The 11356-nt window shown below is 44.2% G+C and carries 9 protein-coding genes; 8 read left to right on the top strand and 1 reads right to left on the bottom strand.

Going from position 1 to position 11356, the window contains the following annotated elements; translation table 11 throughout:
- Positions 1-426 precede the first annotated feature (426 nt).
- The 4 genes from DY78_RS07795 to DY78_RS07780 all read left to right on the top strand — a co-directional run bounded on the left by DY78_RS07795 (position 427) and on the right by DY78_RS07780 (position 5686).
- Positions 427-1578: an ROK family protein gene (locus DY78_RS07795; RefSeq protein WP_024626454.1), complete on the top strand. Its 1152-nt coding sequence runs from the start codon at positions 427-429 to the stop codon at positions 1576-1578.
- Between the two features lie 174 nt (positions 1579-1752).
- Entirely contained in the window at positions 1753-3030 is a 1278-nt protein-coding gene (locus tag DY78_RS07790; RefSeq protein WP_029779223.1) for a PTS sugar transporter subunit IIC, read from the top strand.
- Between the two features lie 6 nt (positions 3031-3036).
- Entirely contained in the window at positions 3037-4494 is a 1458-nt protein-coding gene (locus DY78_RS07785) for a glycoside hydrolase family 1 protein (protein ID WP_024626456.1), read from the top strand.
- A 163-nt stretch (positions 4495-4657) separates the two neighbouring features.
- Entirely contained in the window at positions 4658-5686 is a 1029-nt protein-coding gene (locus DY78_RS07780; protein WP_024626457.1) for an aldose epimerase family protein, read from the top strand.
- Positions 5687-5782: 96 nt separating this feature from the next.
- Here DY78_RS07780 and DY78_RS07775 read toward each other — a convergent pair whose 3' ends face one another.
- Entirely contained in the window at positions 5783-6004 is a 222-nt protein-coding gene (locus DY78_RS07775) for a hypothetical protein (RefSeq protein ID WP_024626458.1), read from the bottom strand.
- A 360-nt stretch (positions 6005-6364) separates the two neighbouring features.
- On the opposite strand from DY78_RS07775, the gene DY78_RS07770 reads away from it, so the two are divergent.
- The 4 genes from DY78_RS07770 (at position 6365) to DY78_RS07755 (ending at position 11311) form a co-directional block, all read left to right on the top strand.
- A complete protein-coding gene (locus DY78_RS07770; protein ID WP_024626459.1) occupies positions 6365-7360 on the top strand; it encodes a LacI family DNA-binding transcriptional regulator in 996 nt (331 codons plus the stop codon).
- A 295-nt stretch (positions 7361-7655) separates the two neighbouring features.
- A complete protein-coding gene (locus tag DY78_RS07765) occupies positions 7656-8819 on the top strand; it encodes a galactokinase (RefSeq protein WP_024626460.1) in 1164 nt (387 codons plus the stop codon).
- 24 nt (positions 8820-8843) lie between these two features.
- Complete coding sequence (galE, locus tag DY78_RS07760; protein ID WP_024626461.1) at positions 8844-9851, top strand: UDP-glucose 4-epimerase GalE; 1008 nt, start codon at positions 8844-8846, stop codon at positions 9849-9851.
- Positions 9848-11311, top strand: coding sequence for a UDP-glucose--hexose-1-phosphate uridylyltransferase (locus DY78_RS07755; protein WP_024626462.1), 1464 nt, complete (start codon positions 9848-9850; stop codon positions 11309-11311). The genes galE and DY78_RS07755 overlap by 4 nt, the downstream gene beginning before the upstream one ends.
- The last annotated feature ends 45 nt before the right edge of the window (positions 11312-11356 follow it).

Here is an 11356-nt window from a genome sequence, read left to right as displayed (position 1 = left end):
GAAGCTGATCTTTTTTGTCCGAACAGCGTTCGGATTAATTTTACAATCTACCAAATTAGCACAGATTAATGGCAAAGTAATTCAACATTATAAGCTATTTATGTCGGAAAACGAAAGTAAAAAAATCGAGATAGGCCTTTAAAAAATCTTGCTATCAAGTTAAACTCAAAGAATAAACCAAAGTAAAAAACGTCAAAGCGAAAGTCAGCCAAGTTTTGCTCAAACCAGTAAATTGTGGGTTGGAATGACCAAATTAGTTGCCGATTAGGGGTTCATTAGTCTAAACTGAATGAGCTTTCATCGTTGGAAGGTTGTGTATTGGTCTATACATATGTACTATGTAGATACGAGTTTACGTGGTGAAGTTAGCCGCGACGGTAGAATATGCGCTAAGTTAACCTTGGCGTCAGAAGGGCTATTGAGATTATGAATAGAGTAAGTATTCGAAAAATTAATGAGTTAAACGTCCTCCGGGAGATTTTTAATCAAGCCCCGACTTCCCGGGCCGACGTTGCTAAAAATTTAGCATTAACGAAATCAACGGTATATAGTATTTTTACCAAGTTAGCCAATGATGACTTAATTTATGATATTGGCCAGGGGAGTAGCACGAGTAGCGGTGGCCGTAAGCCGGCCTTGACGAATTTCAATGCGAGTGTCGGCTATACGATTAACACGAAGATTAATAACGATACAATCAGTTGCATGTCAAACTGGCTAGATGGTAGCGTGATTGCCTATCAAGAGTTTCCGGTGACTGGCAAGGATGCTTCGCAACGCCTATTATCACTCTATCAAGCTATCAAGACGGCGCAAATTGACGATCATGATTTGCTTGGAATCTCGGTCGCCGTTTATGGAATTGTTCGCGACAATCGGGTGATTCGAGCGACGTTGAGTGATTTACCACAGTTTGATCTCGTGCAAGTCTTGCAAAGTCGGTTCAACGTACCGGTCGTGTTAGGCAATGAAGCTAACATGTCGGCACTACACATTCGTGATTTTACAACGACTAAGCCAGTTAAGAGTGCGGTCGCTTTGAGTTTGTCCGACGGCATCGGGGCAGGAATGATTATTGACGGCAACTTGTATACGGGCGCGCGCAGTGAAGCGGGCGAAGTCGGGCACGCTTTGTACTATGGACGCTATTTTGATCAACCGGTTAATGTTGAAGATATTGCCGCGGATTCGGCTGTTTTTGCACGCTTAAAAACAATGAAGCAGGCTAATGTGAACATTGCCGATCTCCGTCGCTGGTATGATGCGGGCGACGCCGAAGTCTTACAAGTGCTCAAAGATTTTTGTCTGGGAATTAGTATGGTTTTACAAAACTTGATTTTGTCCTTTGATCCGGAAAAGCTTGTGATTGGTTCAAAGATTATGCGGGCTATTCCGGAGCTGCTGATTACGATTAAGCAAATGGCACGGCTTAGTGATGAGGTACCGTTGTCGCTAGCTAAAAATGTCGACCAAGCAGCTTTGTTAGGCGGCTGTGCGGCCATCACACGGCACATTTTGGGGTTACCGACCGGGGAATTGGTCTTTAAGAACCGCAACGCCCCTACTTCAGTTGAATAATATTTGCAAGCTGATTTAGCAAGCCAAGGCCTTGTTAAAGCAGCTTTTTTGTTGTGTGAAGTTTTTCCTAAAAATAAAAAAACTCACAAAAACACTTGACGGCCTCAACGAAAACGGTTACATTCTAGTTAGTTCTTTTGTTAAAAAAAATAACTGATTTTGGAGGGACAAAGTATGAAGAGCATTGCTTCTGGATTTCAAAATAAGTTCTTGCCAGCTTTGGCGAAACTTGGGAATCTAAAATATATGGTCGTGTTACGCGATGGGATGATTATTACCATTCCATTTACAATTTTTGGTAGTATCTTTATGATTATTGCCAATTTACCGTTTACCTGGTGGACGAATTTCATTAAGCCAATTTCCGCTTATTTGAATGCCCCCGTAACGGTCACTTTCGGGATTTTGTCATTAATCGTGGCGATGGGGATTAGTTATCAATCTGCCAAAGCCAACAAGTTGGATACAATGACCGGGACGGTTATCCCAACGGTCGCATTCTTACTGGCGATGTTAAATGACAAGTGGGCCATTGATCCAGCCGAATTAGGATCCAGCGGTATTTTTACAGCCATTGTTGTATGTATTTTAACTAGTGAAATTATTCGTTTCTGTGTCGCTCGTAATTGGACCATTGAATTACCCGACTCAGTACCGCCGGCTGTTGCTAAGTCATTTTCATCATTGATTCCGGGCTCAATCGCCTTATTCATCGTTTGGTTTGTCCGGGTCGTCTTACACATTAATGTTAACGCTGTCATTACGGCAATCTTCTCACCATTAGTGGTCGGCTTAGATAGTATTTGGGGAATTGAATTAGCAATCTTCTTAGTTTGTGCCCTTTGGGTCGTTGGGGTCCATGGGACTAACGTTATTGGTAGTATCTATACGCCAGTCTTCTTGACTTTCTTAACGGCTAACATTAACGCCGTTGCTAAAGGTCAACAACCCGTTCATATTGCCGCCGATGGTTTCTTGAACTTCGGGATGACCATTGGTGGGACTGGGGCCATCTTAGGCTTATGCTTATGCATGGTTACCGCCAAGAGTAAACGTTACAAAGCAATGCGGAACTTAGGCTTAATGCCAGCTGTTTTCAACATTAGCGAACCAATCATGTTCGGGTTACCTGTTGTTTTGAACCCAACTTTGATGTTGCCATTTATCGTGACCCCAATGGTCTTAGAATTCATCACCTATTACTTGATGAAGTTTGGGGTTATTGGCATGATTGTTGCCCAAGTTCCTTGGACGACGCCAACCATTATCAGTGGGTTCTTAATGACCGGTGGTGACTGGCGGGCCGCCGTATGGCAAGCCATTGAATTAGTCATTGCGATTGCGGCTTACTATCCATTCTTCCGGATGTTGGACAAGCAAGAACTTAAGGTTGAAGCTGCTGAAGACGCGCAAAAAGATGCCGACAGCGATGCCATTGTTAAAGGAGCTTAGTCAATCGTGTATTACAAAAGTTTAAAGAAGTTCCCACACGACTTCTTATGGGGCGCGGCTTCGGCCGCGTACCAAATTGAAGGTGCGTGGAACGAAGATAATAAAGGACCGTCGATTTGGGACACGTTCTCCAAGTTACCTGGTAAAACGTTCCATGGCACTAACGGTGACGTGGCGGTTGATCATTATCACCGCTACAAAGAAGACGTGCGGTTGATGAGTGAGATGGGCTTAAAGGCCTATCGGTTCTCAATTGCTTGGTCACGGATCATTCCGGATGGCGACGGTGAAATTAATCCGGCTGGTTTGAAGTTTTATGATGACTTGATCAATGAGTTGTTAAAATATGGCATTCAACCAGTGGTGACTTTGTATCATTGGGATATTCCCCAAGCTTTACAAGATAAGTATGGCGGCTGGGAATCACGGGAAGTCATTGGCGCGTTTAAGAAGTACTGCGAAGCGGTCTTTAAACAATATGGTGATCGCGTTAATTACTGGGTCACTTTCAATGAACAAAACGTGTTTACGGCGATGGGTTATCGGTGGGCCTCGCATCCACCGAATGTCACGGACGTCAAAAGGATGTATGCGGCGAACCACATTATTAACTTAGCGAATGCGGAAGCCATTAATTTGTTCCATCAGTTAGTACCGAAGGGGAAAATTGGTCCTAGCTTTGGTTATGGGCCGACATACCCAATTACGGCCAATCCGGACGATATTTTAGCCGCTGATAATGCCGACGACTTTAATAATAACTGGTGGCTCGATGTTTATTGTCGCGGGACGTATCCAGCTCTAGTGATGAATCACTTGAAGGACTTAGGGATTGCGCCTGAAGTGACGGCTGCGGATGCGAAGTTACTCAAATCGGCTAAACCTGACTTCCTCGGCATCAACTATTATCACGGCGGGACGTTCCAACAAAACAAATTGGAACATCCATCAAAAGAAGATGCGGATGCCAAAGACTTTTCAAGCACGGATCCTTACTTGATGCAGCCGAAAGACTCACAAGCCCAAGAACCGGAAACGCCGATGTTTAACAATGTGCAAAATCCATATTTAACGAAGACCGACTGGGGTTGGGAAATTGATCCCGTGGGCTTTCGGATTGCCTTACGCCGGGTGTACGAAAAGTATCAACTCCCAATTTTCGTTACTGAAAACGGCTTAGGAGCTCAAGATCAATTAACTGACGGCAAAGTCATCAACGATCAATATCGGATCGATTATTTGCAAGCCCACATTACTGAAATGCAACGTGCGATGACCGATGGCGTGGACATGATTGGCTATTGTGCCTGGTCATTTACCGATCTGCTCAGCTGGTTGAACGGTTATAAGAAGCGCTATGGTTTTGTTTACATCGATCGCGATGACGACAGCCAGCGCGACTTAGCTCGGATTCCAAAGAAGAGTTTTTATTGGTATCAAGATTTTATTAAACGTAACTCATAAGTTCCACCCCTTAAACTAGAATAATGGTAAAGCTCACCCGACTAGCTGGATTTGGCACCAGCGGTCAGGTGAGCTTTATTTTTACTAAAAATGATTTATCCATTAACAAAGTACGTTATAATTAATTATGAAAACGCTTTATACAACACGGAGGTGCCTTACATTGAAAATTGAAACCGAAGTTTTTGGCCAGATTGACGGTCAAGACGTGTTACGGTACGTTTTAACAAATGATCATCAAACCCGCTTAGCAGTTTTGAGCTTAGGCGGGACGATTCAAGAATTTGTCGTCGTAGAAGATGGCGAAGAACATCCGTTGACGATTGGTTTGCCGACGTTAGCGGACTATCAACAAAATGTCTTTAATATCAGTCAATCTGTTGGCCGCGTGGCGGGCCGCATTGGCGGGGCGCAGTTTGACTTGGATGGTGAGACCTATCACGTTGATATGAATGAAGAAAATCATTCCTTACATGGTGGCTATCATGGTTTTACGAAGATCAACTTTGCGGGGACGACCATGAAGAATGTGGATATGGCCTGTGTGACCTTGACCCATCAAGTTAAAGCGACTGATGATAATTATCCTGGTAACTTGGATTTGACGTTCCGGTTTATTTTAGATAATGAAAATCGTGTCATTATTGAATACGGTGGTCATACGGATGAACCAACGTTATTCAATCCAACCAACCATATTTATTGGAACGTCACAAATGACCGCACGAGCATCGCCGGCCAGTGGCTCAAAATTAACAGTAACGAACGGGTCGAACCCGGAGCTGAAAAAGTACCAACCGGGAAACTATTACCGGTTACGGACACGGCTTATGACTTCCAAGCACCACAAGAACTCCAGACGGCCCTTAATCGGTTGCAAGCTGAAAATGGCAAAGTAGAATTTGACGATGCCTATAAGGTGGCGCCAAGTTTGACGACTCCGATGGCGGAAGTCGGCGACACTGCGGGTAATCGGGTTGTGAAGATCTATTCTGACCGCAATGGGCTGGTCATCTTCACGGCGGATCCGGTCAATGCTGATAAGCAAGCTAACCATGAATATGATTCTTTGGCGACCGAAGCACAAACGCTCCCCGATGCAATTAATCATCCAGGCTTTGGTGACATCACCTTGTCACCCGATAAATCGGTGAACCGTCATATTATTTTCCAGTATGAACATTTAAAATAAACAAAAAAGTAAGGGCCACATCGAAAGATGCGGCCCTTACTGTACCTAATAATTATATTAATAATAGCACAATATAATTATATTTGTATAACGAATTTATTCCACGCCAACTTGGAAATAGAGCACACTGCCCCAGCTCTGGGCTTTGATGGCTGCTTTAACTTTTTTAGCGGCCGCTTCTAAATCAGTAGCGTTGGTTTCAAAACGTAATTTGATACCTTGTTTGTCGACATATTTAAAAGTCAGGTTGGCGTCGTCAAAATTTGTCAGTAAGTCAATTATTTTATCTTGCATTAAGGCGGTATTTACGTATAACATAATCAATTCCTCCAGCATAAGTCATATCAGTGTCTAAAGCGCTTACTTAAACTTTAACAAGCCGACTAGCGACTGTCAATTGGGAGTGTTTGTCAGCCCGTTTGACAAAGGAGATGAAAAGGCTTACATTATTCTTAGTAAATTTTTAGTAAAGCGATTGCTAATCGATTAGCCTAAGCTGATGCGGTTTTAAGCGAGTTGCAAAAACGACCGTTAGCCGTCATAATCAGATAGCAAAGCAAATGGTTCGGGATGTCACCGGTCAAACGAAGTGCCGGTGTTTTTTACTTACAACCATTAACTAGTAAAATTTAGGAAATAAACTTAAATAATTAGGTGATAAATTAGGAGGCCCTTCCAATGGCGGCAACATTAAAAGACATTGCAACGGAAGTCGGCGTCTCATTAGCGACGGTTTCACGAGTCCTGAACAAGGATCAATCATTGTCAGTTAGTGATGATACTCGGCAACGTATTTTTGACGTAGCAGATCGTTTACAATATTCCAAGAGCAAGCGGCACACGACGGCAGTCACACGAAAAAAGCTCGCGATTGTCCAATGGTATTCGGAATCGAAAGAACAAGATGACTTGTATTATATGTCGATTCGGATGGGGATTGAACAACGCGGCCAACAACATCAATTTGAAGTGACCCGCGTCTTCCAAAACAACATGCATAAATTAGACACTGATATTGATGCCATTATTGCGATTGGAAAGTTTAGCCCTAAGCAAGTATTCAGTATGGCTAAAATTACGGATAATCTGGTCTTCGTTGATGATGATCAGTTCGATGCGGGCTTTGATAGTGTCGTGACCGACTTTCGATTAGCGACGGAAAAAGTTGTCGATTACTTCTGGAATCGCGATATCCAAGATATTGGGTTCATTGATGGGACAGAAATGACGACAGACCATGAGTTGGAAGTGGTTGATCGTCGGTTACTGGGCTATCGAGCGGCGATGGAACGGCGTCACGCCTTTAATCCCAAGCTGGTCTTTAAAGGGGACTATACGAGTGAATCTGGTTTTAAAATGATGCAAAAGGCGCTTAAGACGCTGGGCGATAAGCTGCCGCACGCTTTTTTTATTGCCAATGATCCGATGGCAGCGGGGGCGTTAAAAGCGCTCCAGTCAGCAGATATCAAAGTACCAGATCGGGTGAAGTTATTTAGTTTCAACAACACAACGCTCGCAACCTTTGTTTACCCAGAATTAAGTGCGGTAAACGTGGACACCGAGTTAATGGGCGCAACAGCGGTGGACCTCATCGTTAGTCGGTTAGCAGGACGAACTACGGCACAACGGGTTGAACTTGGGACGAGCCTAGTTGAACGCGATAGTACTAAGTAAAGTGATAAAACCGGACTTAACTAGCCGTTAGTTAAGTCTTTTTTTGTGACTTGTTTTCAATAACTGTTTACTAAAATTTACCGATTAGTTGTCTAAAACAACTAATTAATTGAATGATAATATTTTGGCTTATTTGAATATAATTACTGCTATATCAACTGATAACGAGTGTTGAACTGATGAAAACAGAATGCTGATTTCCAATTGACAAAAGTGGCTCTAATGTATTGACAACGGCAATGAAAGGGCTTATATTTACTTTAGTAAAAATTTTAGTAAAAGCGGAGGGAATATCATGCAAACCAGCGACTTAAAACAAGAATTCAAAACGATTTTTGACCGGGACCCAGAACGAGTTTTCTTTTCACCAGGACGGATCAACTTAATTGGTGAACATACTGATTACAACGGTGGTCACGTTTTTCCATGTGCGATTAGTATTGGGACTTATGGGGTGTACGCCGCCCGCGATGATCAGACGGTCCGCATGTATTCGGCGAATATTCCAGATCAAGGTATTGTAAGTTTTGAAGTGCAAGACTTGGCTTATGACAAAGCCGCTGGTTGGACGAACTATCCGAAAGGTATGATGAATGAACTCGTCAAAACCGGCGTTACCTTTGATCATGGTTTTGATTTATACGTGCATGGTAATTTACCAGACGGAGCTGGTTTATCCTCATCCGCATCCATCGAAATGTTGACTGGGATTGTTCTAAAGACCGGTTTTAACTTAGATATCAGTCAATTAGAGTTAGTGAAGTTAGGTCAGAAATGTGAAAATAATTATATTGGCGTCAATTCTGGCATCATGGATCAATTTGCGGTCGGCATGGGTAAAAAAGATCAAGCTATCTTATTGGACACGAACACAATGGACTACTCATATGCGCCAGTTAAATTGGGCGACAATGTCATCGTTATTATGAATACGAACAAACGACGTGAGTTACAAGATTCCAAGTACAACGAACGCCGCTCAGAATGTGAAGAAGCGTTAAGTCGCCTGCAAACTAAATTGGCTATTAAGTCGTTAGGTGATTTAAACGAACATCAATTTGATGAAGCCGCTTATTTGATTAATGACGACACCTTGATCAAACGGGCGCGGCACGCTGTTTTTGAAAATCAACGGGCGATTCGCGCGACGCAAGCCTTAGCGAATGACGATTTAACGACTTTTGGCAGTTTGGTCACGGCCTCACACGTTTCACTACATTTTGATTATGAAGTTACCGGTAAAGAATTGGATACTTTAGCGGAAACAGCTTGGCAACAACCAGGTGTCTTAGGCGCTCGGATGACTGGGGCGGGCTTTGGTGGCTGTGCCATCGCCATTGTCGCTAAAGATCAAGTCGACAACTTCAAGACCCAAGTTGGGCAAGCTTATCGGGCTGCCATTGGGTATGATGCTGATTTTTATATCGCAGAAATTGCGAATGGACCACAAGAACTATAGACGTTAATTGAGGAGGAGTTGCACATGGCAGTATTAGTTTTAGGTGGTGCGGGTTACATTGGTTCCCACGCCGTTGATCGGTTAATTGCTAAAGGATATGATGTGGCCGTTGTGGATAATTTGGTGACTGGCCATCAAGCGGCGATTAATGACCAAGCCCGGTTTTACGAAGGTGACGTCCGCGACACCGCATTTATGAACCAGGTTTTTGATCAAGAAGATGTGACGGGCGTCTTACATTTTGCCGCTTTTTCGGTGGTACCAGAGTCAATGCAAGATCCGTTGAAATATTTTGATAATAATACGGCTGGCATGGTCAAGTTATTGGAAGTCATGCACGCGCACAATGTGAAAAATATTGTCTTTTCATCGACAGCCGCCACTTATGGTGAACCCAAGCAAGTCCCCATCAAAGAAACTGATCCGCAAGTGCCAACGAATCCTTATGGTGAAAGTAAGTTAGCGATGGAAAAAATCATGCATTGGTCCGATATAGCTTATGGCATCAAGTTTGTCGCGTTGCGCTACTTTAACGTGGCTGGCGCTAAACCGGACGGCAGTATTGGCGAAGATCATCATCCAGAAACGCATTTAGTGCCGATTATTTTGCAAGTGGCCGCGGGTGAACGGAATCAATTACAAATTTTTGGCGATGATTATCCAACGCCAGACGGCACGAATGTTCGCGACTATGTGCACGTCGTTGATTTAGCGGACGCCCACATTTTAGCCTTGGAATACTTGGCGGCGGGACATGCTAGTGATGCCTTTAACCTCGGCTCGTCCACTGGTTTTTCTAATAAACAAATGTTGGACGCCGCCCGCGCCGTTACTGGGCAACCAATTCCCGCTGTCATGGCGCCACGCCGGGCCGGTGATCCTAGTACGCTGATTGCGGCGAGTGATAAAGCCCGTGAAGTCCTGGGATGGCAACCGCAATACGACGATGTTAAAGAAATTATCAAGACCGCTTGGAACTGGAAACAAAGTCATCCCGCGGGTTACGATGATATTGGAGGTCAGATAAAATGACAAGTGTCGATCAATTTGTGCAAAAAGTAATTGCGTCGCCATCGCCATATAGCGAATTAGATGCGATTTATGTGCATAATCGGATTACCGGGCTAATTGGCGACGATGACTTTGTGACGGCCGTTGACGACCAATTAAGCAGCTTAACGGCCGCCTTAGTACAAACGGCTATCGCGCACGGCAAGATCGAAGATAGTCCTTCCGACCGCGATATTTTAGCGGATCAATTGATGGACCTCGTGACACCATTACCGTCAGTGCTCAATCAGACTTTTTGGAATAAATATCAAACGAGTCCTGAAACGGCTACCGATTACTTTTATCAATTAAGTAAGGCCAATGACTACATTAAGACGCGGGCGATTGCGAAAAATGTTGTTTTCCCAGCGCAAACGGACTTTGGCGATTTGGAAATCACGATTAACTTGTCGAAACCAGAAAAAGACCCCAAGGCGATTGCGGCGGCCCGTGACCAACCAGAAAATGGGTATCCGCTCTGTCAGTTATGCATGGAAAATGAAGGCTACTTAGGTCGCTTAGGTTATCCGGCCCGGAGTAATCATCGCATCGTCCGTTTGACGGTTGGCGGTGAAACTTGGGGCTTCCAATATTCGCCGTATGCTTACTTTAATGAACATTCGATCTTTTTGGATCAAGTACACCGGCCGATGCAGATCAATCGGCAAACGTTCAGTAACTTACTCGAAATCGTCACGCAATTACCGCATTATTTTGTTGGTAGTAACGCGGACCTTCCAATTGTCGGCGGCTCAATGTTGACGCATGAACATTACCAAGGCGGTCGCCATGTATTCCCAATGATGAAAGCACCGATTGCGCGATCAATCGACGTGGGGGTGGCCGGCGTGCAAGCAGGCGTCGTGAAATGGCCAATGTCGACGATTCGTTTGACTAGTGCTAATCGGGTGGCTTTAATCGATGCGGCAACGAAGATTCATAATACTTGGAGAGACTATACCGATGAAAGTGTCGACGTTCGCGCCTACACGGATGGGGTCCGGCATCATACGACGACGCCGATTGCGCGTAAAGTCGGTGATGATTATGTTTTAGATATCGTGTTGCGTGATAATCAAACGTCTGACCAATATCCAGATGGCATTTTCCATCCGCACCAAGATGTCCAACATATTAAGAAAGAAAACATTGGCTTGATTGAAGTCATGGGCCGCGCGATTTTACCAGCGCGCTTGAAGACTGAATTAAACGAAGTCGGTAAATACGTGCTTGGCGAAGCTAACGAAATGGCACCGATGCACCAACCGTGGGCGGATGCGCTTAAGGCACAAAATACGTTCACGACCGACAATGTTACTGATATTTTGCACCGTGAAGTTGGTAAGGTCTTTGCCCGCGTTTTAGCGGATGCCGGGGTCTTTAAGTGGGATGCGGCTGGTGAAGCAGCGTTTGACCGCTTTGTGACTGCTTTGAATGCTTAATTATGGCCTTAAAACCCGCTCTCAAATTATTGAGGGCGGGTTTTA

Source organism: Lactiplantibacillus fabifermentans DSM 21115 (genome assembly GCF_000498955.2).
In the GTDB taxonomy this organism is placed as follows: Bacteria; Bacillota; Bacilli; order Lactobacillales; family Lactobacillaceae; genus Lactiplantibacillus; species Lactiplantibacillus fabifermentans.
The sequence above is the reverse complement of the archived record's forward strand: the minus strand, read 5'-3'. Positions and strand labels throughout refer to the sequence as shown.